General features: G+C 57.0%; 20 protein-coding genes and 4 tRNA genes. 15 read left to right on the plus strand and 9 right to left on the minus strand.

Features of this window, described 5'->3' with window-relative positions; genetic code table 11:
* The first annotated feature begins 72 nt into the window (after positions 1-72).
* The 12 genes from AO726_RS00385 to AO726_RS00440 all read left to right on the plus strand — a co-directional run bounded on the left by AO726_RS00385 (position 73) and on the right by AO726_RS00440 (position 15,078).
* Positions 73-483, plus strand: coding sequence for a PA2817 family protein (locus AO726_RS00385; protein ID WP_058066081.1), 411 nt, complete (start codon positions 73-75; stop codon positions 481-483).
* A gap of 636 nt (positions 484-1,119) precedes the next feature.
* Complete coding sequence (locus AO726_RS00390) at positions 1,120-2,586, plus strand: mannose-1-phosphate guanylyltransferase/mannose-6-phosphate isomerase (RefSeq protein ID WP_058066082.1); 1,467 nt, start codon at positions 1,120-1,122, stop codon at positions 2,584-2,586.
* Positions 2,586-3,497: a glycosyltransferase family 2 protein gene (locus tag AO726_RS00395; RefSeq protein ID WP_058066083.1), complete on the plus strand. Its 912-nt coding sequence runs from the start codon at positions 2,586-2,588 to the stop codon at positions 3,495-3,497. Before AO726_RS00390 ends, AO726_RS00395 begins: the two co-directional genes overlap by 1 nt.
* 28 nt (positions 3,498-3,525) lie before the next feature.
* Positions 3,526-4,293, plus strand: a complete 768-nt coding sequence (locus AO726_RS00400) for a polysaccharide biosynthesis/export family protein (RefSeq protein WP_058066084.1) — start codon at positions 3,526-3,528, stop codon at positions 4,291-4,293.
* 14 nt (positions 4,294-4,307) lie between these two features.
* Entirely contained in the window at positions 4,308-6,293 is a 1,986-nt protein-coding gene (locus AO726_RS00405) for a GumC family protein (protein WP_058066085.1), read from the plus strand.
* Entirely contained in the window at positions 6,293-7,474 is a 1,182-nt protein-coding gene (locus AO726_RS00410) for a glycosyltransferase (RefSeq protein WP_058066086.1), read from the plus strand. Before AO726_RS00405 ends, AO726_RS00410 begins: the two co-directional genes overlap by 1 nt.
* The gene (locus tag AO726_RS00415) at positions 7,471-8,802 is read left to right on the plus strand and encodes a cellulase family glycosylhydrolase (protein ID WP_058066087.1); all 1,332 of its coding nucleotides are present in this window, start codon (positions 7,471-7,473) and stop codon (positions 8,800-8,802) included. The genes AO726_RS00410 and AO726_RS00415 overlap by 4 nt, the downstream gene beginning before the upstream one ends.
* Positions 8,803-8,809: 7 nt before the next feature.
* A complete protein-coding gene (locus tag AO726_RS00420; protein WP_058066088.1) occupies positions 8,810-10,018 on the plus strand; it encodes a glycosyltransferase family 4 protein in 1,209 nt (402 codons plus the stop codon).
* Positions 10,009-11,112, plus strand: coding sequence for a glycosyltransferase family 4 protein (locus AO726_RS00425; protein WP_058066089.1), 1,104 nt, complete (start codon positions 10,009-10,011; stop codon positions 11,110-11,112). The genes AO726_RS00420 and AO726_RS00425 overlap by 10 nt, the downstream gene beginning before the upstream one ends.
* Complete coding sequence (locus AO726_RS00430; protein ID WP_058066090.1) at positions 11,109-12,545, plus strand: O-antigen ligase family protein; 1,437 nt, start codon at positions 11,109-11,111, stop codon at positions 12,543-12,545. The genes AO726_RS00425 and AO726_RS00430 overlap by 4 nt, the downstream gene beginning before the upstream one ends.
* A complete protein-coding gene (murJ, locus tag AO726_RS00435; RefSeq protein ID WP_058066091.1) occupies positions 12,542-13,951 on the plus strand; it encodes a murein biosynthesis integral membrane protein MurJ in 1,410 nt (469 codons plus the stop codon). The genes AO726_RS00430 and murJ overlap by 4 nt, the downstream gene beginning before the upstream one ends.
* Before the next feature lie 71 nt (positions 13,952-14,022).
* The gene (locus AO726_RS00440) at positions 14,023-15,078 is read left to right on the plus strand and encodes an acyltransferase family protein (protein WP_058066092.1); all 1,056 of its coding nucleotides are present in this window, start codon (positions 14,023-14,025) and stop codon (positions 15,076-15,078) included.
* 43 nt (positions 15,079-15,121) lie between these two features.
* Here the strand turns inward: AO726_RS00440 and AO726_RS00445 are convergent, their stop codons facing one another.
* The 5 genes from AO726_RS00445 to AO726_RS00465 all read right to left on the minus strand — a co-directional run bounded on the left by AO726_RS00445 (position 15,122) and on the right by AO726_RS00465 (position 17,741).
* Entirely contained in the window at positions 15,122-17,056 is a 1,935-nt protein-coding gene (locus tag AO726_RS00445; RefSeq protein ID WP_058066093.1) for a methyl-accepting chemotaxis protein, read from the minus strand.
* Positions 17,057-17,351: 295 nt separating this feature from the next.
* A tRNA-Gly gene (locus tag AO726_RS00450) sits at positions 17,352-17,427 on the minus strand.
* Positions 17,428-17,435: 8 nt separating this feature from the next.
* Positions 17,436-17,511: transfer RNA gene (locus tag AO726_RS00455), tRNA-Glu, on the minus strand.
* Between the two features lie 44 nt (positions 17,512-17,555).
* Positions 17,556-17,631 (minus strand) — tRNA-Gly (locus tag AO726_RS00460).
* 34 nt (positions 17,632-17,665) lie between these two features.
* Positions 17,666-17,741: transfer RNA gene (locus tag AO726_RS00465), tRNA-Glu, on the minus strand.
* A gap of 223 nt (positions 17,742-17,964) precedes the next feature.
* Here AO726_RS00465 and AO726_RS00470 point away from each other — a divergent pair.
* The gene (locus tag AO726_RS00470; protein ID WP_058066094.1) at positions 17,965-18,735 is read left to right on the plus strand and encodes a hypothetical protein; all 771 of its coding nucleotides are present in this window, start codon (positions 17,965-17,967) and stop codon (positions 18,733-18,735) included.
* 45 nt (positions 18,736-18,780) lie between these two features.
* Positions 18,781-19,440: a glutathione S-transferase family protein gene (locus AO726_RS00475; protein ID WP_058066095.1), complete on the plus strand. Its 660-nt coding sequence runs from the start codon at positions 18,781-18,783 to the stop codon at positions 19,438-19,440.
* A 53-nt stretch (positions 19,441-19,493) separates the two neighbouring features.
* On the opposite strand, the gene AO726_RS00480 is transcribed toward AO726_RS00475, so the two are convergent.
* Both AO726_RS00480 and AO726_RS00485 read right to left on the minus strand, forming a co-directional pair.
* On the minus strand, positions 19,494-19,976 hold the full coding sequence (locus tag AO726_RS00480; RefSeq protein WP_058067050.1) for a GAF domain-containing protein: 483 nt from the start codon (positions 19,974-19,976) through the stop codon (positions 19,494-19,496).
* Entirely contained in the window at positions 19,969-20,817 is an 849-nt protein-coding gene (locus tag AO726_RS00485; RefSeq protein WP_446737406.1) for an ATP-binding protein, read from the minus strand. Before AO726_RS00485 ends, AO726_RS00480 begins: the two co-directional genes overlap by 8 nt.
* A gap of 145 nt (positions 20,818-20,962) precedes the next feature.
* Here AO726_RS00485 and AO726_RS00490 point away from each other — a divergent pair, with 145 nt between their 5' ends.
* Complete coding sequence (locus AO726_RS00490; protein WP_058066097.1) at positions 20,963-23,275, plus strand: hybrid sensor histidine kinase/response regulator; 2,313 nt, start codon at positions 20,963-20,965, stop codon at positions 23,273-23,275.
* On the opposite strand, the gene AO726_RS00495 is transcribed toward AO726_RS00490, so the two are convergent.
* Together AO726_RS00495 and AO726_RS00500 are read right to left on the minus strand one after the other, a co-directional pair.
* Positions 23,247-23,717 (minus strand): MarR family winged helix-turn-helix transcriptional regulator, encoded by a 471-nt coding sequence (locus tag AO726_RS00495; RefSeq protein ID WP_058066098.1) that lies wholly within the window; start codon positions 23,715-23,717, stop codon positions 23,247-23,249. The genes AO726_RS00490 and AO726_RS00495 overlap by 29 nt on opposite strands.
* Complete coding sequence (locus AO726_RS00500; RefSeq protein ID WP_058066099.1) at positions 23,714-24,199, minus strand: glutathione peroxidase; 486 nt, start codon at positions 24,197-24,199, stop codon at positions 23,714-23,716. Before AO726_RS00500 ends, AO726_RS00495 begins: the two co-directional genes overlap by 4 nt.
* Between the last annotated feature and the right edge of the window lie 33 nt (positions 24,200-24,232).

The following is a 24,232-nucleotide window of genomic DNA, read 5'->3' on the forward strand; positions in this document are numbered from 1 at the left end:
TAGATAACTGACAGGACAGCGGGCGACGCGAGCTTTATACTTGCGCGCCCGTTTTACCTACAGGACAGCGTCATGGCCAACCCTCACCTCGAACACCACCTCTCCCTGCTACAGCATCTGCGTACCATCCTGGTGGCCCTGGGCGAAGCCGAGCAGATTCTCGATGACAGCCACGCCTTGTTTGTTGAACGCTTTGACGAGCTTCTGGCAGACCTGCCGAATGACCCTGATGCCAGCCAATACCTGGGCCAGGACCTGATCAGCCAGATCTTCCAGCGTTACCCGCAAATCGCTCATTTGGTTCCCCGCGACCTGCTGTGGTTCTTCGGCGGCGACTGCCTGCACTTTATGCCCGACGAAGAAATCGAGATGTATCAGACACTCGATGAGCGTCGCTTCCAGGCTGAAGAAAACGATGAGCCGTTTGACTGGAATATGGAAAAACAACTGCTGGCCATGCCAGCTGAGGGCAGTACGCACTAACCCTTCCCAAGGCCGCGCTGCAAGCGCGGCCAGTCCTTCCTTGCTCGCCGTGCTGTGTCCGCCTCCCTTTCAATGCGGCCCTGACTCCTCCTGTTCCAGCACCGCACCTCGCAGTTCCTCACCATCCACAGTCATCTCCCCCCTTAAGGCCTCAGCTGGAGCTGATAGGCACAACACTCCGTTTTTGCACGTCATTTCCAATCAATAAAACAAAGTCAATCAGAAAAATCTATGCATATACCTTGTCGGACGTATGGACAAGATAGAGTCGCGACGGGAAAATGACTGCACAAAAAATTAACACCATTTTCACGTCATATTTTTGACTGATGTTTTATTGACGCCCTATGAATAAAAAACATTAAACTCATTCAGGGCATTAGGAGTTGGAATCCAGGCGTCATAAGGCTTTAAACCAAGCCTGCAGCATTAATCGCTACAACAACCTAACGCATAAGCGATCCTGCGACTTTCCATATAACTGAAGCATTTTTTGCGCGTGCATGCGGCCATCAACAGGTCCGCACTGTCATCGCATGAGGCATTTCCAGCCCATTTTATGGGCCTGAAAGCCCAGCGATTTTTACGTCGTTTTCAATGGCCATGATGGCCAGGGTTTTTAACAAGGAAGTGCATATGAAAGATGCTGTTCTTCTCGTCCCCTGCATTATTTCAGGGGGGTCAGGTACCCGACTTTGGCCTGTATCCCGCGAGAGCCTGCCCAAGCCTTTCATCCGCCTCAATGATGACCAGAGCCTGATACAAAAAACGTATCTGAGAGCTGCACAGCTCCCTGGCGTCACCTGCGTGCTCACCGTGACGAATCGCGAGCTGTTGTTCCAGACGCTGGATCACTATCAGCAGGTCAGCTGCCCCCCCCTCGCACATGACTTCCTGCTTGAGCCCTTTGCCCGGAATACCGCACCAGCGATTGTCGCTGCTGCCTTGCATGTACATCAGCACTACGGTGAGCAGACGCAACTGCTGGTCCTTCCGGCAGATCACCTGATTGCTGACCAAGCCGCTTTCGCCCAGGCCGTAAGCCAGGCTCAGGAACTGGCGAACGCAGGGCATCTGGTTACCTTTGGCATCACGCCTGAACACGCCGAAACCGGCTTTGGTTATATCGAACAAGGTGCCCCCTTGAACCCAGGCTATCGGGTTGAGCGCTTTGTCGAAAAACCTGATCTGGCCACTGCCATCAGCTATTTCAACAGCGGTCGTCACCTCTGGAATGCCGGCATATTTTGTTTTCAGGCCGGGGCCATCTTGAACGCCTTCGAACGCCATGCCCCCGAAATTCTGCAGGCGACTCAAGCAGCTTTCGAGGCTGGCAGTCAAACCCAGACGCCCACCTATACACAGCGAGAGCTGGACAGCACTGCTTTTGCCAACGCTCCCGATCTGTCCATCGACTACGCACTGATGGAACGTGCCGAAAACGTTGCCGTGATCCCCTGCTCCCTTGGCTGGAGCGATGTAGGCAGTTGGCAGTCGCTGCGTGCAACCTACCCGTCTGACGACAACGGCAATCAGGTGCTCGGCGAAGCCGTGCTCCAAGACGTGCACGACTGCTATATCGATTCAGGCAAACGCCTGGTTGCTGCACTCGGGGTTAAGGATCTTCTTATTGTCGATACGCCAGATGCCCTTCTGGTGGCTGACGCCAGACGTGCGCAAGAGGTGAAAGGCATTGCCCAAGAGCTAAAACAGCGCGGCCATGATGCATTCCGCCTGCACCGCACCGTCAGCCGCCCGTGGGGAACCTACTCAATTCTTGAAGAAGGCTGCTGCTTTAAGATCAAACGGATCGTGGTCAAACCCGGTGCCTCACTCTCCCTGCAAATGCACCACCACCGCAGTGAACACTGGATCGTGGTGTGTGGAACGGCTCAGGTCACTAACGGCGAACAACAGTTCCTGCTCAACACCAACGAATCCACCTTTATCCCGGCTGGACACAAGCACCGCCTGAGCAATCCGGGTTTGATTGATCTGGTCATCATCGAGGTGCAAAGCGGCGCTTATCTGGGCGAAGACGACATCGTGCGCTTCGAGGACATCTATGGCCGCAGCCACGGCGAGAACGGGGGGCAAGCATGATGCGCGTTGCCCTGATTATCCCGACCCGAAATGCTGGCCCACACCTTGACCGCCTGCTTGCCGCCCTGGCAGCCCAAACCCGCCAGCCTGATCAGATTTTTGTTGTCGACAGCAGCTCAACAGACAATACCGTGGCGCGCTACCGCGAATTTGGCGCGCAGGTTGAAGTAATCCCGGCGGAATCCTTCAACCACGGTGGCACACGGCGTTGGGCCAGCCAGCAAGTGGATGCGGATGTGCTGATCTACATGACCCAGGACGCCATCCCCACCTCGCCAGACAGCTTTGCCAACCTGCTGGACGAACTCTGTTCGGAAGCCGATATCGGCGTCGCTTACGGCCGCCAGCTACCCCATGAAGATGCCTGCCTGCTGAGCGCACAGTCGCGGCAGTTCAACTACCCGCCACACAGCCGTACCAAGCGCCGCGAGGATGCCGACGAGTTGGGCATTAAAACCTGCTTCAGCTCAGACTCATTTGCAGCCTATCGCAGAGAGGCCTTAGCGCAGTCCGGAGGGTTTCCTGAGGACGCCATCGGCAGCGAGGATGCCTATGTGGCCGCACGCCTGCTACTCAATGGCTACGCCGTACGCTACGCCGCCAACGCCGAGGTGTATCACTCGCATAACTACAGCCTCCTGCAAGAGTTCCGGCGCTATTTCGACATTGGCGTTTTCTACGGCAGAGAACGCTGGATTCGCGCCGCGTTTGGCGGAGCCAAGAATGAAGGATTGCGTTACTTCTGCCAGGAGGTGTCAGCGCTTTTCAGCGTCCGCGCATACCACCTGCTGCCTGAAGTGGTTATCCGCACTTTTTTGAAGCTTGTTGGCTATCGCCTCGGCCAGGCCGAACAGCGGCTGCCGCAATCCCTAAAACGACGAATCAGCATGTTTCCAGGCTACTGGAAATGAAGTTCGCAACCTGAGGAAGTGTCCCCACATGAAGCGCCCATTACTCATGCTTGCCTTGATGGCTCTCGCTGCGTGCAACACACCGGCCCGGATTCCAGTGCCGGACAGCGACACGGTTGACCAGGGCAAACTGGCTTTGACTGAGCTTGCCAAGCTGCCTCCGGCAATTGAGCGCATACGTGTAGGCGACACCCTCAGGATCGTACGGGACTCAGGCGAAATGCCGACGCTGTCTGCGATAAACACCAGCACTATCTATGAGCTGACCCTATATACCGTGCTAACCGACGGCAGCTTCTATTACCCCTTTATCGGCCGCGTCCAGGCCGTCAACCGAACCCCGCAGGACATTGCCGATGAATTGCGCACCAAGCTGGCGGATATCTACCGCGAGCCCGGCGTCACCGTAAACATCAACCAAGCCCCGGGTAATACCGTGTTCGTCGGCGGCGCAGTGCGTAATCCGTCGGCGGTACCTATTCCGCTTGCCAACAACATGGAGCAAGCAATCCTCGGCGTTGGCGGCATTCTCCCGGTTGGAGATGCGCGCCGAGTGGCGCTGCTGCGTGAAGACGAAAACGGCCGCTACAACGCGTTCTTCCTAGATTTCAGCCAGTTGCTCGCAACCGGCCCAGAAGGGCGTAAGAGCCTGCCGCTGCAGCGTGGCGACATCATCTTCGTGCCCAAATCCATGGTTGGAGACCGCATCGAAGGGGTTGATGTTTACCTCAACCAGTTGCTGCCTTTCACCAAGTCCATGGGTGTTGGCTTCAGCTACACCATCAACGATAACTAAGGCGGCGCAGTTCCATGATTGAAATTCGTTCATTACGTGACTTGCTGCGGCTGCTGTTTATTTTCAAACGCGAATTCCGCCTGGCTGCACTGAGTGCTCTGGTCATCATCATCCTGGGTGCCTTCCTGTTGCCCCCCAAATACGAGTCCACTGCCCGACTGCTGGTTAAACCCGGCCGCGACTCCACCATGCCGATTGAGGTCAGTGACCGTCAGACCCTGGTCATGCCGAGCACCCAGCGTGACCCGATCGTGGATGAAGAGCTGATGCTCACAGGCCGTCCGATCATCCGCCAGGTTGCCGAGCGTTACCTTGAGGTGCTGGCCAATCAGCCGCCACCGGAAGGCCTGTGGAAACGCACCAAGTTCTATATGAAGAAAGCCATTGGTGCGGTCTTTAATGGGATTCGCGTCACCCTGGAAACCGTCGGCATTATCGAAGAAACCACGGCCCTGGAACGTCTGGCCAAAGACCTCAAAAAGAAATTCTCAGTCACCCATGAACCCGGCTCTACCGTGATGGAAATCAGTTTTTCCTGGAGCGAGCCGGAAGTTGCGCAGGCAGTGGTTGAAGCCTGGGTTGATATTTATCTGAAGGAGCGCACCCAGGCCCTTGGGCGTAAGAGCCTGTACGTGTTCTATGAGAATCAGACCGCCGACTCCGCCGCACAGATCAAGCAGTACAAAGAACAGATTCTCGACCTGCTCAACACCATCGGCGCAGCGAGCATCGAAGACCGCCTGCAAGACCTGTCTGAGCGCATCAATATCCTGCGCGGTGAGCGCTTTAACACAATTCGCCTGCTGGCCTCATCTGACAGCGCGCTAAACAGTACCCGCGAGCAACTGAAAACCTTGCCTGGCGAGGTGGTTACAGTCCGCCAGATTGCCCTGAACCCAGCGCAACAGGACCTGCGCCGCTTGCTCAACCAGAAGCGTCTTGAGCGCGCAGATATGCTGCGCACTTACACCGATAACGCCCCACCGGTTAAGGCCCTGAATGCCTCCATTGCAGCGTTGGAGAAAGAGGTCAGCCTCGAGGGTGATACCGTCCAGAGTTCAGAAGACCGCGCCCCGAACACCCTGTCCATCCATCTGCAGCGTGTCCTGCTGGATGAAAGCAGCAACAACGCAGCGCTCAAGAGTCAACTGACCGAGCAGGATAAACAGTTGGCCGAACTGGAGGCTCAGCGCAGCGAAGCCATGGCCCTGGAGCCGACGCTGGCACGCCTGAACCGCGAGTTGCAGGCCGCCGAACGCAACTACAGGCTGTACGTTGAAAGCTTGGAAAAATCCCGTATTGACCGCGAGCTGGACAACAGCCAGATCAGCAATATTTCAGTGATCGAAGAAGCCACCTATAACCCAGGACGGGTGTTTCCGAAGACCTTGCTAATGCTGTTTTTGGCCCTGCCTTTCAGCTTGGCTGTCGGATTGTTGGTGGTTTATCTGTGCTATCTGCTGGATCAACGCATCCACGATGGTGGCCTGACTGAAGAAAAACTCGGCCTGCCGCTGTGGAGCACCATCCCGGAGCAAGATACATCCTCCGCTCACAGCAATGCCTTTACCGCCAGCATTTATCGCCTCTACAGCCTGCTGCCTTACCAGCAGATTGAGCAGAGCGGACTTACGCTTGGACTGGTTGCGGCGCGTCCTGGCGAGGGCGTCAGTTTCGTCATTAACAAGCTGCAACAGGTGCTTGAAGAGAACGGCATCAACGTCCGCCGTGAGGGTGGCCCGGCACAGCCCGGCGAAGTACTGCTACTGGATGCTCCGGCACTGACGAGCAGCAGCGGTGCATTCACCAAACTGCGCCAGGCCAACCTGATTGCCCTGGTAGTAGAAGCCCAGAAGAGCACGGTGCCGGTGGTGCAAAATGCCCTGTCGATTCTCGGCACCGCGTTCGGCAAAGTGGATGGCATCATTATCAACCGCCGACGTTTTGAAGTGCCGGCAAAAGTCCTGCAGGCGATTGCCCGATACAGGAGCGCGTTTTAATGCGAATTGCTTTGCTGGCTCCCTTGCCGCCAGAGAAAAACGGGATTGCCGACTACGCCAATAACTTTCGCAACGCCCTGATGGCGTTGGGGGTTGAAGTCGTCACTCCACTCAAAGGCACGGCAATCAACAGCAACAACGTTAAAAGCGTACTGGAGGCCATTAACTGGCACGGCATAGATTTGGTTCATGCCGAGCTCGGTGGCGGACGCCTGACTGAATTCACTGCGCTGCGAGAACTACGCAAGCATTTTCCGCAACTGCCACTCACCGCCACCGTGCATGATCCGGAGCGTCTGGTGTGGCGACGTGAGCGATTGCCCTTCCCTCTGTCCCTGCTTGAGCGACTGCCCAGTCCATTCCCTCAGGCTGCTGTGGTGCTAGCGGACCCGATGACACTGAGTGAAGAACGCCGGCTGGCCCAGCGTCTCAATCGTCTGATCACCCTCACCCACACAGGAGCTGACAGCCTGTCCAGACGCATGCACCTGGACGCCAGCAAGGTCGAGGTGATTTACCACGGCAACGTGCACATCCCGCCGGCCCCATTGCCGCCGATGGAGCCCTTACGCCTGCTCTACTTCGGTTTTATTTACCGCGGAAAAGGCATAGAAGATTTGCTCCAGGCACTGGCGAACCTGTTTGCCGCGCACCCTGAACTGCGTCAGAGCACGCGCCTGACCCTGGCCGGTGGCACCGCCGCCGAAATGGCCTTTGGGGTCAGGGGCAACTACTTGCAGGAACTGGAACAGCTGATCAACGACCTGGACCTGAGCCACGCTATCGACTGGAAGCTGAACCTGCCCACCGAACACATTGCGCAAACCATTCAGGCCCATCATGTGATGGTGCTGCCTTACCGTGAATCAAAAAAACTGGCCCTGCTCGGTCGTCAACGCGGCACCAGCGGCGCGCTGTCGTGGGCCGCTGCGTGCGGTCGCGGGGTGATTACCTCCGACGCCAGAGCATTCGCAGAGGAAGTCGCACTCGGCAATGGCAGCCTCTACCGGCAAGGCGATGTCAGTGCGCTCACCCAACAACTGCGCACCCTTGCACACACACCGGGCCTGGCCCAAGCATGGGCAGACCACGCTCAGGTTATTGGTAAGCAGCGCTTGTGGAGCAACACTGCCCAGCATTTCTATGACCTGTTCAACACGCTGCTTGAGGCCCGATCATGAAAAACGGTCGTGGCATTCTGTTTACCGCGATTCTGATCATTCTGCTCGCCCTGCTCATATCGAGCCTGCTTAGCCGCAAAGCCGACGCTGAAATTCAGGAGCTCAGAGCCCCCCGTGAAGTTGTCTGGAAAGACTTTCTTGGGGTCAACGCCCAGTTCCTCTGGTTCAGCCCTGATCGCTATCAGAAACAGATCGATCGTTTGCAAGCACTGGGGCTGAACTGGGTGCGGATTGACCTGCACTGGGATCAGCTTGAAGTGGCCGAAAACGATTACCGCGTGGCCTCACTCGATCAATTGGTCAAAGACCTGGAAGCACGCCAGCTCAAAGCCATGTTTTACCTGGTCGGCTCCGCGCGGTTTGCCACCACAGCCCCAGTTTCCTCGCCTTATCAGGATCAGTTCCCACCCAAAACACCCGAATTATTTGCCTCGCGCATGGCCATGCTGGCTGATCGTTATCCCAGCGTGGCTGCCTGGCAGGTGTGGAATGAGCCGAACCTGATCGGTTTCTGGCGCCCAGAAGCCGACCCGCAAGGCTACGCCCAGCTACTGCAGGCCAGCACCATTGCCTTGCGTCAGGTTGCCCCAGAAAAGCCAGTAGTGGCTGCCGGTATGGCCTTCTTCAGCGAAATGCCCAACGGTCAGACCATGTTCAATGAGCTCGGTGAACTGGGCGTACAGAACCTGGGCACCATCGCCGCCTATCATCCCTATACCCAATTGCCGGAAGGTAACCATCCGTCACTGCTCAACTTCGTAGCTCAGGCCAACTTTATTAACCGGGCTTTGCGCAACAGCGGCGTACCGGAAATCTGGAGCACCGAATGGGGCTGGTCAGCTTACAAAGGGCCCAAAGAAGCTCAGGACATCATCGGTCTGAGTGGCCAGGCCGATTATGTATTGCGGCGCCTGGCACTGATGAGTGCACTGGATTACGACCGAATTTTTCTGTTCACCCTGAGCGATCTTGATCAGCGTGCGAGTGTGCGGGATCGCGATTACGGCCTGATTGATCTGGAAGGCAACCCAAAACCGGTCTATCTGGCGTTGCAGCGCTTCCTAAAGATAACCGGACCACGCTTGATCCCGGCAGATCCACCGGTTGCCCATGAGCTTCCGGGCGGCACCTTCAGCATCGGCTGGACTCGGGAAGACGGTCGCCATCTCTGGCTATTTTGGGCCGCACGCGGCGGCAAGGTGACCTTACCCAACATCAGCAAGGCGACTTTGCATGACCCACTCAGCGGCAAAGTTACCGAGCTGAAAGGCACGAACGGACTAGAAGTACCGGTCAAAACCAGCCTGCAAATGCTGGTATGGGAGTAATTGCTGCATGCGTATTCTTTGGATCCTTCCCTATTCGCCCTGGCCGACCACCAGCGGCGGTAAGACCCGGCAATTCCATCTGCTGCGCAGCCTGGCAGCCCGAGGTCACCGCATCACCTTGCTCCTGCACAGCAAACAGCCAATGACAGACGCAGAACGCCAAGCTCTGGAACCGATGCTGGAGCGCCTGATCGTCCTGCCACGTCGTCCGTTACGTAGCCTGACCACGCTCACAGCGGCACTCCTCGCGCCCTACCCGTTACTGGCCTGCACCAACGGCATGTCCAAAGGGCTCGAACAGGCAGCGCGCACGCTGCTGCAAGAGTCCTGGGATGTGGTCCAGATTGAGCACAGCTACACCTTTCAGCCTTATGAGAGGGTGCTGCGTGAGCGCCAACAGCCTTTTGTGATGACCGAGCACAATGTCGAGTCCTCACTGGGCAGCGCAACTTACGCCAACATGCCTGCCTGGCTGACGCCCTTCATCCATTACGATCAATGGCGCTACCGCCGCTGGGAGCGCCGGGTGATGAAACATGCCGCACAAGTGATTGCCGTCACCGAACAAGACGCTCAGCAGTTGGGCAGCATGCTCGGACGCACCCTGCCGGTTGTGGTCAACGGTGTCGACTGCGCTCACTTTGCCAGCGCCAATCCGGCACCGGAGCAGCAGCGCATCCTCTTCCTCGGCAATTACGAATATGCGCCCAACGTTGATGCGGTGAAGTGGATGTTGGACGAAATCCTGCCTTTAGTCTGGCAACGCTGCCCACAGGCGCGGGTGGCCATCTGTGGGTATGCTCTGCCTGAACAATGGTCCCAGCGCTGGCCGGATGCACGCATTGAATGGCACGGCTTTGTGCCAGACCTGTTGCAACTGCAATCCAGCAGTTCAGTGTTTCTGGCTCCGCTGCGTCATGGAGGCGGCTCCAAACTGAAAGTTCTGGAAGCCTTAGCTGCGGGTTTACCGCTGGTGACAACCGCCCAAGGCGCTTCCGGTCTGGCGCTGCATCCAGGCGACGACTACCTCGCCGGAGAAAATCCCGGACAACTGGCCGACGCCGTTGTACAGCTGTTACAAACGCCGCAACTGGCACAACAAATGGGCGAAAACGGGCGTGCTTATGTGCGCCAGCAACATGACTGGAGCGTAGCGGCTGCACAACTGGAGCAGGTGTACGCCAAATTGAAAACGGACAACACCCCATGCGCATAGGGCTGGATTACCGCACCGTCGGCACATCGCCGCACTCTGGCATCAGCCGTCAGGTATATGCCCTGGAGGACGCCCTTCAGCACCTGCCGGACTGCAGCGTAACCCGCTTTGCCGTAGCCCCTGTCAACGACCCGATTCGTCAGCACGCACAGTGCCCAGCGTGGAGCTGCGCGGCCACAGCCATGCATCAGCCACACCAGCGCGTGCGCTTCGAGGCGGGTTTTCTGCCTAAGGCCCTGCGCCGCGAACAGATCGATCTGTACATCAGTACTTTCAACATGGGGCTGCCGCTGCCGCCACGGGCGCCGGGGGTGCGCTATGCCCTGCTGATTCATGATCTGTTCCAGATCACGCTGAAGAATTACCACGCTAATCGCCTGAAGGCGCTGCTTTACCGCGTCACCGATTACCTCTCAATCGCCTATGCCTTATATGCAGCGGATCGTGTCTGGACGCCCTCACAGTACAGCGCCGATGAGGCAGCTCGGTTGTTCCCCCATGTTGCCCACAAAATCAGGGTTCTGCCCAATCAGGTTGACGGTTTTAGCGGCGTGCCGGCTGATCTTTCGACCTACAAACTACCGCAGCGTTTCTGGCTACTGGTCGGTACCCGCGAACTGCGTAAGAACGTGCCCTGGTTTGTCGATGCCTGGCAGCAGGCCCGTGCCCACTCTGCCGAAGTCCCGCCTCTGGTTCTGGTTGGCAGCCTTGACCACCTGCCGCCCGAGCAGCGCAACCTGCCTGGTCTGCAGGCGCTGAACGGGCTTAACGATGCACAGTTACACAGCCTTTATCTGCAGGCCGAGCGGCTTTGGCAGCCATCCTATGCAGAAGGGTTTGGCCTGCCGGTGATTGAAGCCCTCAGTGTTGGGACTCCGGTAGCGGTCGCCAGCGGTACTTCACTGGATGAAATCACCCCGCCATCGGCTCCGCGTTTCGCCCCGGACAATGCCCAGGCTTTGAAAAAACTCATGATCGATCTGGCCCACCCTCAGCCTGATGCCGACCCGCAACCACTAAAAGCCTGGGCTGCACGCTACAACCGCGAGGCCTATCAAAAACGCCTGGCTGAACTGATTGAGGAACTGCGTTGAGACTATCTCTCGGCAATCTGACCGCCATCGTTGCTGGCCTGGTTTTTGGCGCGGCACTCCTCCTGCTGTCTCCACTCAAGGCGGCCGCCGCCATCGTTGCCCTGGCGGCAGCGGTCACGGTACTGCGCTTCCCGCTGTGGGGCCTGCTGTTATTTGTTCTGGTGGCGACGTTTGCGCCCTACTCCACCGTCAATCTCGGCATTCGAACCACCGTCAGCGAAGCCATTCTTGCTCTGACCTGGGCCGCGGTAATGTGGCAACTGTTTTTGTCCCGCCTGCCTGCTGTAACCCCGTTACGCGAACGCTCGACGGAACAGATGCTGCTGTGGCTGATGCTGTTTACGGTGGTTCCGTTTGTAGTAGGCAAAGTCACCATCAACGCCCAGGGCAGCGGCCTGTCCAGCTGGCTGCGCTGGTTGTTGAACCTGTCGATTGTGTTCCTCGCAGGCCGCCTGTTGACCGACCCAAAACACCGCGAAACCGTTGTCGTTGCACTGCTACTGGGGACATTGGCAATGCTGGTGATGTCGATCGCGGTGTTTATCCGTTACCGCTCGGCATCCGGCATGGGGCCGATTCTGACTCTGTTTAACTACGGCAATCTGGACACCCTGAAGTTTGGTCTGGAAGCCCTGTCTTCACGCATGGGCTCGCCGTGGATGCACCCAAACGCCACCGGCGGCATCATGGCCCTGCTACTGCCTTTGGCGTTCTGCTATGGCGTCGCTAATCAGGGCTGGCGGCGCGGTCTCGGGCTTAGCGTGGCAGTCTTGGGCGCCGCGGCCGTGCTCCTGGCCAGCTCCCGGGGAGCGATGCTGAGCCTGGCTGCCGTGCTGTTCTGGATGTCCCTGCGCAAAGTGCCCTACACCGGCCGCATGATCATGGTTGGTGCTGCGCTGGTGGTGCTGCTAGTACTAAGCTACCCGCCTTTGCAGGAACGTCTGGCCACCATATTCTCGACTCAAAACGCCAGTACCCAGGTGCGTTTTGATGAATACCGTCTGTTCCCCGAGGCAGTTGCGCGCTATCCGCTGGGCATTGGTTTTAAAGTCGACCCGCCAGTGCCGGGCACTCAACTGATGGGCATTTCCAACCTGTGGCTGAACTTTATGTACAAGGTCGGACTGATCGGCATGCTGCTGTACATCGCTGTGACTTGGCGTTGGTGGCGTGAAGCCCGGCCGGAAAAAGGCCCAATCGTCCTGACCCGTGACAACGCCATCTGGCTGGGCAGCACCGGTGGCATTCTAGCCGCGTTGGTCAGCGGACTATTTGACCATTACTTCAGTTTCGCCGTGGTGATGATCGGCCTGTTCTGGCTGCTGGTCGGGATCAACCTACTTGAGGCGCGCCGCCTGTTTCCAAACCGTCATAAACAGCACCATCAGGCACAGCGACCGACCTTGTCTGCCAACAGGAGCAATGCCTGGTGATTGGCTCGGCGTTCTGGCTCACGGTGGTCACCCTGCTCGGCTTGTGCCTCGGCTTCGCTCGCGAATGGCTGTTGGTGACATCCTGGGGTGCCGGTGAACAAAGCGACGCTTTTCTGATTGGCCTGTTCCTACCCGAAGCCCTGCGCATCTCACTGGCTGGCGGCCTTTTGAGCGCAGCCGCACTGCCCCTGTTTCTGCAACGCACCGGGCAGCGTCAACTCGACTGGCTGGCGGCAATGCTGCCGGCACTGGCAGGCCTGGCACTGCTCCTGAGTCTGCTGATTTACGCCACAGCACCGTGGCTGGTGAAACTGCTCGGCCCCGGTCTCGCCGCGCCGGCCAACGCTCAAGCGGCCAACAACTTACAGGTGCTGGTTTGGTGCATTCCGGGCCTGATGCTACACGCGCTGTTCACTGTTGCGCTGCATGCCAGGGAACGCTTCGTTCTGGCCGGGCTTGGCTCTTTGTTATTCAACCTGCCACCGGTGATTTACCTGAGCCTTAACGGACTCAACAGCGAACCACTGCAGCTAGCCAGATGCTGCTTGCTGGGCAGCCTGCTGATGCCACTGATTCTCCTGCCAGCATTGTGGGCGCAAGGCTGGCGGCCATGGCATTGGCGTCAACCCGGGGCTGAGCTGCGCGAACTGGGCCAACGCATCGGCCCACTGCTACTCAGCAACGCCGCCAGCCAAGGGCTAACCCTGCTGGAGCGGCTGGTGGCGTCCCTGCTCGGTGAAGGCGCGGTGACCTGGGTCAATCTGGCGCGCAAACTGATCAACTTGCCGCTGGTAGCTCTGATGAGCCTGAATCAGGTGCTGCTGAGCATGATGAGCCGCCGCCAAGGCAGTGAACGCCTGCAAATGCTCAGGCGCGGCATAGAAAGCGCCAGCCTGCTGACCCTACCTGCCGGTGTCGGCCTAATTGCAGCGGCTCCCAGCCTGGTCACGCTGATGTTGCCTGAACACGGCAGCCAATCACCCTTACCGCACCTACTCGCTTGGTTCGCCGTACCGCTGGTGATGGGCAGCTGGAATGCACTTCTGGCCCGGTATGCCTATGCCGACGGCGATACCCGCTTGCCGTTGCGTTGCGAGCTGCTCGGCAGCGCAGTCAATGCTGTGCTGCTAGCGGTATTGCCCTTTGCATTTGGCCTCGCCGGACTGCCCCTTGCCGCCAGCGCGGGAGTGATCTGCACAGGCGTACTGCTGATGCACCGCCAAGGCCTTCTGATGTCTCTGCCATGGCTGCGTTTGTGGTTGCTCAGCGGTGTATTGATGGCCACAGCGGCACTGTTCTTACTGCCGATCAAGGCCTTCGCCTTGCAGCTTGGCCTCGCCACAGCATTAGGTGCAGTGGTCTGGCTTGGCATGGCCCTCTGGCTGCGGCCGTGGCGCAAGGATTAATACAGACTAACCGGCAAGCAGGCGTTGCCGGACGATGACTCAACACAGGTGTGTGAAGTGGGGATAGCAGGTTGAAACAGCGCTGGATTCAAATGGATGTTGCACGCGGGATTGGTATTTCGATCATCGTATTTGGCCATGGATGGTTTGTTGCACGCTCACCGGACGTGCTCTATCCCATGCTTTCAGTCTTTATCCTGCCGCTGTTCTTTTTCATCTCTGGAGTGCTGTTCAAACCTGAACAGCCGTTTGCCGAAATGGCCCTGCGCAAAGCCGACGCTCTGCTCAAACCCTTTTTCGTGACCATGCTCGGCTACGTCATCGTGCGTGACCTTATCCGCAACCAGCCGCTGCTGCCGGATATCGCCGGTGTCCTCTATGCCAGCGTAGAAACTCTGCCCTGGCAGGCTTTGTGGTTCCTCCCGCACTTCTGGCTGGCATTGCTTTTCGCTTGGCTGATTTTGCGACTGATCAAACGACTGGAGCTGTCACTGGCGCTCAGTTGCCTGCTGCTGATCGCGCTGTTAGGGCTGGGTATCCTAACCCTCAGGGCCTTCTGGCACTTGCCCGTGCAACTGGGTGGACAGCAGTATCTGCTTCCGGGTCTGCCCTTCAGCCTCGATGTGATGCTGGTTAGCAGTGCCTTCTTCATGCTCGGCTATGTCCTGCGCGACGTCCTGCGCAACCACCGCAGCTCTGTGCTTACGTTGTGCCTGGTGCTGGCAGTCAGCACAGCCGTGTTCCTGTACCAACCTGTGGTCATGGATCTGGCCCAACGCCGTTACGACCACTGGTTCATCACCACCTTCCAGGCCCTGTGCGGTGTTTATATCTGCTGGGCGCTGGCGGGCGTCATTATGCAATGGCCTGCTTTGGGCAAGCTGATGACCTACATCGGCCAGTCGACTCTGATTCTGTTGATTTTTCACGGCGAAATTCAGCACAAAAGCTTTGCCCTGTTCAGACAGCTAGGTCTGTCAGAGGCAGCCTCAGCCAGCATTGCGCTGGTCATTGCCTTTATCGCCCCACTGCTGATCGCCGAAGTGATCAAGCGAGTCAGCCTGCTGCGGGCGCTGTACTTCCCGTTTCCAGTACGCAAGAAAACCGCGCCAGTAAGTGCTGGTTAAAACCCATGCGGGGGCAAGAAAAGCGCCCCCGCATGCGCTTGCATTACACCCGGAAGTGCCCCACCAGCGTCTGCAAATGCTGCCCTAAACGTGCCAGATCCTGACTCGACGCTGCCGTCTCCTCGCCCGCTGAAGCGGTCTGCTCGGAAACATCCCGCACGTTCTGCACGCTGCGGCTTATTTCTTCGGCGACCGCACTCTGCTGTTCAGCAGCAGTAGCGATCTGCTGATTCATCGACTGAATCGTGGCCACCGTCTGGGTGATATTGCCCAGCGCTTCGCCCGCCTTACGGCTCAACGTCACGCTGTTCTCAGTCAGGTTACGGCTGTTCTCCATAATCTCAGCCGCCGACTGGGTGCCTTGTTGCAGGCTGCTGATCAGCGCTTCAATCTCCTCGGTAGATTGCTGCGTGCGCTGAGCCAGGCTGCGCACCTCATCAGCTACCACTGCAAAGCCGCGCCCCGCTTCTCCGGCTCGGGCTGCTTCAATCGCCGCATTCAGCGCCAGCAGGTTGGTCTGATCGGCGACCGACTTGATCACATCCATCACGCTGCCGATCTTGCCGCTCTCCTGTTGCAAACGCCCCATTGCCTCCGCTGAGCGCTGCACTTCGAGAGCCACCCGCTCAATCTGAGCAATCGCCTCAGCCACAACCCGGTCGCCCTGGCTCGCCTCAGTGTCCGCTTGAGAAGCAGCCTGAGCCGCCAGTTCCGCGCTGCGGGCGACGTCATGTACGGTGGCCGACATTTCATGCATCGCCGTGGCGACTTGATCAGTCTCCTCACGCTGTTTGTTGGTGCCGGCGCTGGTCTGCTCGGTAATGGCCGAGAGCTCTTCAGCAGCGCTGGCAATCTGCGCCACGCTGTCACGGATATTGCCGATCAAAGCTTGCAACGAGGAGGTCATACGCTGCACCCCCTGCTGCAACTGGCCGATTTCATCACGCCGGGTGACCTCAATCACCTTCGACAAATCCCCGGACGCAACACGCTCAACATCTGCCAGCGCAGCCTTTAGGGGCACGGTGATCTGCCGGGCTATCAGCCAAGCCGACAGCCCGCCAACTATCAGCGCAATCAGCGTCACAATCACTTGCCAGCGTTTTGCCGCCTGCCCCTCAGCGGCCTGCTGCTCAAGCTGGAAGCCATACAGCTGACCGCTCAGATCGATGATCCGCTGCTGCCTTTCAGTCAACACCGTGCGGGCGTTGGCGATGGCGTCATCGGCACTGCGCCGGGTATCAAACACCGCCCTCGACGCCTTCAAGGTATTACTCAATTCAGCCAGCTGGTCATCAAATCCGCTCAGGGCGCTACCAAGTTGGCTGATGTCCTGCTCTGTCATCTCATAGCGTGCGTACACCGACTTGGCCGCTTCCAGCCCACTGCCATCGGTGCTGTCATGATTGAGGTAATCGGCAGCCGTTTGATGCATCTGCCGCAGGCTATCGAGCCCTCGGCTCAGCGCACGGTAAGCGTTAAAGCGGGATTCGTCATCAACTGGTAGCGCCTCAACAGCGCTTTGCAGCGACAACAGTGTCGTCACCATCTGTGCGTGCAGCTCTGTCAGACGTGCTGCCGAGGCATGTGCGGACTTGTAACCGGCACGCATGTTGTTAAGCGTCGCCTGATAGGCCTCTATCAGCGAGGCCTGCTCGTCCAGCATCTTCACATTGATCGGATTGCTGTATTTATGACGGGTTTCTTCGTGAAGGCTGCGAAAAGCATTCAGGGCGCTTTGCACCTTCTCCGCAAGCGCCTCATCGCCTTGCGCCACCATATATTGCAAGCGCACCACACGAAGTTTGGTCAGGCTCTCACCCAACCCAGTGATGCCATTCATCCATACGCTGCGCTGTACCAACTGGCCAACACCCTGCCAACTGACAACCGCCAGCAGACAGGCCAACAGCAAAATCACCCCAAAGCCCAACAACAGCTTCGCCGATACCTTCAGGTTTCCTAACCAGACGTTCATTCCTATCTCCAGAAGGCTCCGTTCCGACACTCAATCCATTAGCCACACCCTGTGCTTCAGTGCAGGCACATTCGGCTCAGAAATATCTCGGCAGCGCCCCGGAAACCTTTAGACAAAAACAGGCCGAAAGCCGCGAAATAGAGCGAACGAAGCAACACATAAAAGCAAAATAATGGCGCTGAGAATCACTTCTGAGTCCAGACCCGTTGCAGGCCTGCTGAATACGGACAACTGAAAGATTAAGAAAACGACAGGCACAAAAAAGCCGCTCTATTGAGCGGCTTTTTTGTTTATTTGGAGCGGGAAACGAGACTCGAACTCGCGACCCCGACCTTGGCAAGGTCGTGCTCTACCAACTGAGCTATTCCCGCGTACAAATTGGCGTCCCCTAGGGGACTCGAACCCCTGTTACCGCCGTGAAAGGGCGGTGTCCTAGGCCACTAGACGAAGGGGACCTTGGAACTTATTTGAAACCCCGCCTAAGCAGAATTTCTGAAACTGGAGCGGGAAACGAGACTCGAACTCGCGACCCCGACCTTGGCAAGGTCGTGCTCTACCAACTGAGCTATTCCCGCATTTACAACTTGGTACATCTCACTTCGTTAGAAGTGGCGTCCCCTAGGGGACTCGAACCCCTGTTACCGCCGTGAAAGGGCGGTGTCCTAGGCCACTAGACGAAGGGGACGCTGCCCGGAAAACACTTCTCATCCGGCTTCCTAATCGCTTTGCTGTTTAGCTTTGCGCTGGAAGTGGCGCGCATTCTATGGATGGTTTGGATAGTCGTCAACCCTTCTTTTAAAAAAAAATTTAAAAATCAAAGACTTCATCGTCTCGTACTAGCAAAACACTATCTCCGTTTAGGCTAAGCCACTACACTCGAGCGAAAATGGTGACCGAGAGTCCAATCCATGTCCCCACTCTTAATTACCCTTCTGGTAATTGGCGGTGTCGTCCTGCTAATGGCCATCACTTACATTAACCAGATGGTTGAAGCCAATAGAATAGAGAAGGCACGAATCCGTGCCGAACTCACTGATCGCCTTCGCCGCTGTGCCGACCTAAATGAAACCTTTCCCGGCCAGCTTATGTCTCCTGCCCTCAAACAGATGCTGATCCGGCTGCAGATAAATGCCGTCGAGCGACTGCTAACACTTAATAAGAATGACCAAGAAGCTAAGTCCAAGCTCGAAGAGCTGCACAAACAGCAGGCTCTTGGCGATGCGATTGCTATCAATAACCCGCAAGAGCACATTCTCAGCGAAGCCAAAGGTAAAGAAGTTCGCTTCCAGCTGGAGTCCCTACATGCCCAGCTCACCCGCGCAGTTAAAGAAGGCGTGATTACCCCTACCGAGGGCAAACACTGGGTCGGGCAAATTCGCCATATGCTTTGCAAGGTGCATATTGAACTGTTCAGCAACCTTGGCCAGCAGGCACTGCAAAAGCAACAACCTGGGCAAGCCAGACTTGCTTTTGAGCGTGGCGTTCAGTACTTGAGCAAACAACCTGACCAGGTTACGTATAAGGAAGCACTGGCTAAATTCCAAAATCAGCTGGCCCGGGCCAACGCCATGGTTCTGGACAACATCAAACTTGCCAAGGACCAGCCCAGTGAGCTGGATTCTGGACTGAACAGCCTTGGCGGCGATGATGAATGGAAGAAAAAGAACATATACGACTAAGCCTGCCCCATCTGCCGTTCTACTAACACGTCGAGAGTGCACTGTATGAGCCTGACCGTTTTTGGAGCCCCTCTGTCCCCGTTTGTGCGCAAAGTTCGCTTGCTGCTTTTAGAGAAAGGCCTGGACTACCAGCTGGAAATCGTCCTGCCATTCAATAAGCCGAACTGGTACAGCGAGATCAGCCCACTAGGCCGCATTCCCGCACTGAAAGACGGCGATACCGCACTGGCTGACTCCAGCGTGATCTGCCAATACCTAGAAGAGAAATACCCTGAAGCCCTACCTCTGCTAGGCAATTCGCCTGAACAACGTGCCAAAGTCCGCTGGTTGGAGAAATACGCAGATTACGAACTGGCCCCCCAAAGCACCTTTGCAGTGTTCCGTAACCGTATTCTGCTGCCAATGCTGGGCCAGTCGTGCAATGAAGAAGCGGTACAAAAGGCCCTCAGCGAGAAACTCCCGCCGCTGTTCAACTATCTGGAAGAGACATTGGGCGAGCAGGAATACTTCGTAGGCAATCAACTGACCCTGGCGGACCTAGCCATCGCTTCACAGCTGATCAACCTGCAACACGGTGGTGAACAGCTGGACGCCCAGCGCTGGCCACGACTCAGCGCCCATTTCGCCCGCATAAAAGCTCGCCCCAGCACCTCTGCGCTGCTCGAGAGCGAGCACAGGGCACTGGCCAAAATGGCAGGCAAATAACCACAAACAACAAAGCCCGGAACTCCGGGCTTTGTTGTAATTGCAGCGCTTGATTAACAATCAGTCAGTTGCAAGAAGATCTGCGCCAAGCGCTCAATCCCGGCCTGGTCAGACTCACTGAATCGCCCAAGTTCCGGGCTGTCCAGATCCAGCACCCCAATCAACCGACCATCCTTGATCAGCGGCACTACCAGTTCACTGTTGGAGGCGCTGTCGCAGGCAATGTGCCCGGCAAACGCATGCACATCCTCAACCCGCTGCGTCTGGCGGGTCGCCGCCGCAGCTCCGCATACGCCGCGCCCGAAAGGAATTCGCACGCAGGCCACCTTGCCCTGGAAAGGGCCCAGCACCAGCTCCTCCCCTTTGGCCAGATAAAAACCTGCCCAATTCAAATCGCTGAGCTCCTGAAACAGAAAGGCGGAGAACTGCGCTGCATTAGCTACAAAGTCCCGCTCATCTGCCAGTAATGCCTGCAGTTGCGCGTGTAGAAGCGGATAGCCATCCAGGCCCTGCCCGCTTTGTTGTAAATCAATCATCATGATTACTCAGTAATTGCATTCCCACCCAGTCACGGGCGAATTGATAAGCGCAGCGGCCATTCCTGTTACCCCGCGCCAAAGCCCAACGTATTGCCGCCTTTTCCAGTGCCTCATGCCATTCCCAGGTCAAACCGGCCTGGCCGGCATGCACGCCGACCCAGTGCCGCACCACATCAAGAAAGTGCTCTTGGCTGAACGGATAGAAAGACAGCCACAAACCGAAACGATCAGACAGTGCAATCTTGTCCTCCACCGCTTCGTTGGGATGCAGCTCACCATCGACCCGCTCCCAGTTCTCATTGTCGCTTTGTTTCTCCGGTACCAAATGACGTCGGTTGGAGGTGGCATAAAGCAGCACATTGTCCGGGGCCCGCTCAAGCGAGCCGTCCAGCACGGTTTTCAACACCCGGTAATCACCTTCACCGGCCTCAAACGAGAGATCATCGCAGAACAAGATAAAACGCTGTGGCAAGCCACTCAGCGCCTCTACGACGCGCGGCAGGTCCGCCAGATGATCACGTTCAACCTCAATCAGCCGCAGGCCCTCTGGTGCATGTTCAGCAAGCAAGGCCCGAACCAAAGACGACTTACCAGTGCCTCTGGCTCCCCACAACAGCGCATGGTTGGCCGGCAGGCCACTGACAAACTGGCTGGTATTGCGTGCCAACTGATCACGTTGCCGGTCGATACCCAGCAGATCATTGAGATGCAAATCGAGACTGACTGAAAGCGGCACCAGATAACCACTGCGCCCGTCTCGCTGCCAGCGGGCAGCCAGAACTTGGTGCCAGTTGATTTCTGGCTGCAGCGCAGGTAACAAAGGCTCAAGCCGCTCCATCAGCGTCTCAGCGCGAGACAAAAAGCGTTGTAAATAAGCGTCCACACTCCACTCCACATTATTCTGCCAAGGTTCGGGCTGCCGACGCCCCATGCAGATCGGCTATGCTACACGCTCACTGGGAAAGGGATAAAACAATACCGTTATGGATATCGCACTCACTCAACGCCTGTCATACAAGCAGGCAGGCTTGACTGTGTTGGTGGCCTTTATCCTCGGTACCGTTCTCAGCCTGGTGCAAGTAAGCATCGATTACGCCAGTGAAGATGCCTCCATCAATCGTGAAATCAATGCATTGATGGACATCAGTCACAACCCCGCCGCCCGCATCACGTACAACATTGACGCCGAACTGGCCCAAGAGCTGGTCCTTGGCCTGCTGCGTTCGCCTGCTGTGGTCCGCGCTCAGGTGATTGATAACACTCAGCAAGTCCTAGCCAGCGTCAGCCGACCGATGATGCAGAGCAGTTACCGACCGCTTAGTGATTTTCTGTTTGGCCAACGCCGCCTGTTTGTCAGCACCCTCTATATCAACCACGCCCCAGACGAAGCGCTGGGCAAGCTGGTGCTTGAAGTCGACACTTACGCCTATGGCAGCAACTTTCTGCGCCGTTCAATGCTGACCTTGGCCACCGGCTTTACCCGCAGCCTGCTGCTGTCGCTGATCTTGCTGGTGATGTTCTATTTCATGCTGACCAAGCCGCTAACGGGCTTTATTCGCTCCCTCAGTGAACGTGATCTACGTGATCCCAATGCGGAGAAACTGCCCTACCCGCCTGGCCATGAGCGCGATGAGATCGGCGTACTGGTTGACGTAACCAATCGTCAGCTGAGCAGTATCACCACTGAAATTGAGCAACGCCAACAAGCGGAAAACCGCCTGACGCGTTACCTGACTGAGCTGGAAGATATGATCTCCTCCCGCACTCAGGAGCTTGAAGCCGCCAACCGCCGCCTGCTCGATTCCAACCGCGAGCTGCAGGATGCCAAGCGCATGGCGCTGGACATGGCCCAGGCCCGCTCAGCCTTTTTGGCCAACATGAGCCATGAAATCCGCACCCCCTTAAATGGCCTGCTAGGCATGCTCGCGCTGTCTCTGGACGGCCCGCTCAGCGATGAACAACGCCAGCAGCTGTCGATTGCCCACAACTCGGGCAAGGTTCTGGTTGAGTTGCTTAACGACATCCTCGACCTTTCAAAATTTGAAGCCGGTCAGCTGGAGCTTGAGCAAATACCGTTTGACCTGGGGGGCATTGTCGAAGAAACCGCCAGTCTGCTGTCACAAAACACCGCAGCAGGCGTTGAGCTGACCTGTCTGATTGATCCGTATCTGCCGCCGTTACTGCTTGGTGACCCGACCCGTGTCCGACAAATCGTCAGCAACCTGCTATCCAACGCCCTCAAGTTCACCCGTTTCGGACGGGTCGACATCAGCGTCAACAGCAGCGCAACCGGCGTACAGATTATTGTCCGTGACACCGGCATCGGCATTGCCGAAGAGGCCCAGACACGGATTTTCCAGCCTTTCACTCAAGCAGGCGTAGACATCACCCGGCAATACGGCGGTACTGGTCTGGGGCTTGCGCTGACTCGTCGCCTGTGTGAAGCCATGCAGGGCAAACTCAGGCTGAAAACACAGGAAGGCTTTGGCAGCACCTTCTATGTCGACCTTCCACTCAAGCCGCAAAGTACTGCACTGCCTTTACCCTCGCTGCAGGGACGCGTTGTAGTGCTGAGCCCAGGCAGTTCAGGACTCAGCGAACAATTAGCCAGCCTGCTGCCAAGCTGGGGGCTTGATTACGAGCAACTGGACCACAACAGCAAGCTCAATCGCCTGACGGCCGATCTGGTCATCACCGATTGTCCGCAGCGACTGGCCGAACTGCGTGCAGACAGCCGTCTGCCAGTCATTCTGGTCAGTGCCTACGGCCATTTCCTGACTCCTCAGCAAGTTGCCAACCTGAATCCAGTCATTCAGCTAGCCCGCCCCTTGAGCCGCCAGGCCTTGCAGCAAGCACTGGAGCGCTGTCTGGCTCGAGGTGAAGATCCATTCCCCAACCCAACAATTGAGCCCCAGAAAAAACAGCAGTTCACGCTGTTATTGGTAGAAGACAACCCAGTCAACCAACTGGTTGCCAAAGGCATGCTGAATAAGTTGGGTTATCAGATTCTGCTGGCCAACCACGGCGGCGAAGCCCTGCGCCTGCTGAACAAGCATGAAATTGATCTGGTCCTGATGGATTGCAATATGCCGGTAATGGATGGCTATGAGACCACCAGACAAATTCGCCAGCGCGAAGAGTTCAAAGACCTGCCGATCATTGCTCTAACCGCCAATGCACTCTCTGACGAACGCGAGCGCTGCGAAAATGCGGGCATGAACGACTATCTGGCCAAACCATTCCGCAAGGATGAATTGGCATCTCTGCTCAGTCATTGGTTGCACCAAGCTGACTGAGCAAGCCATCCAATTGGCCGCGCAAGTCCGCCAGCGCTTCTATGTCTACATCGTGCTCGCACAGCAGTTGCTGCTTGAGCACTTGTACACGCTGGTAGAGCGCCCAGCCGCTGTCACTGAGGCGCACGTGAACCTCACGCTCATCCACAGACGAACGCTGACGCATAAGCAGCCCCTGGCTCTGCAGACGTTTAAGCAGCGGCGTCAACGTACCTGAGTCCAACAGCAGACGCCTGCCCAATGCCTTAACCGTCGGTTGCTCCGGCGCTTGGACATACCATTCACCCAGCACCAGTAAAACCAGGTATTGCGGGTATGTCAGCTGCAATTCAGCCAGCATCGGCTGGTACGCGCGGATCACTAGGCGTGAGGCGGCATACAATTTAAAGCACAGCTGATTATCCAACTGCAGCAACGGGCTGACGCTGTTCAGATCACTCATTTGAGCAGTGCTTCAATCTCAGTCACCAGATCTTCTGGCTTGCTCAGTGGAGCGAAACGGGTAACGCGCCTGCCATCGCCACTTAACAAGAACTTGGTGAAATTCCATTTAATTGCCTGGCTGCCCAGCACACCTGGCGCACGTTTTTTAAGGGCAGAGAACAGCGGATGGGCCTGGCTGCCATTGACATCAATCTTCTTAAACAGTGGAAAGCTAACCCCAAAGTTCAACTCACAGAACTGTGAGATCGCTGCCTCATCACCCGGTTCCTGTTTGCCGAACTGGTTGCAAGGAAAACCAAGTACCACCAGCCCTTGATCCCGGTAACGCTGCCACAGCTGCTCCAGACCTTTGTATTGCGGGGTAAAGCCGCAGTTACTGGCAGTGTTAACGACCAAAAAGGCTTTGCCTGAAAAGTCTGCAAGTGTCTTCTGCTCGCCGTTGATCGCGGTGATCGGTATATCCAGGAGTTGGGTGCTCATGCTGCTACCTCTGCTTGTTTGATCAGGTAAAGC

The organism is Pseudomonas sp. TTU2014-080ASC (genome assembly GCF_001446935.1).
Classification (GTDB): Bacteria; Pseudomonadota; Gammaproteobacteria; order Pseudomonadales; family Pseudomonadaceae; genus Aquipseudomonas.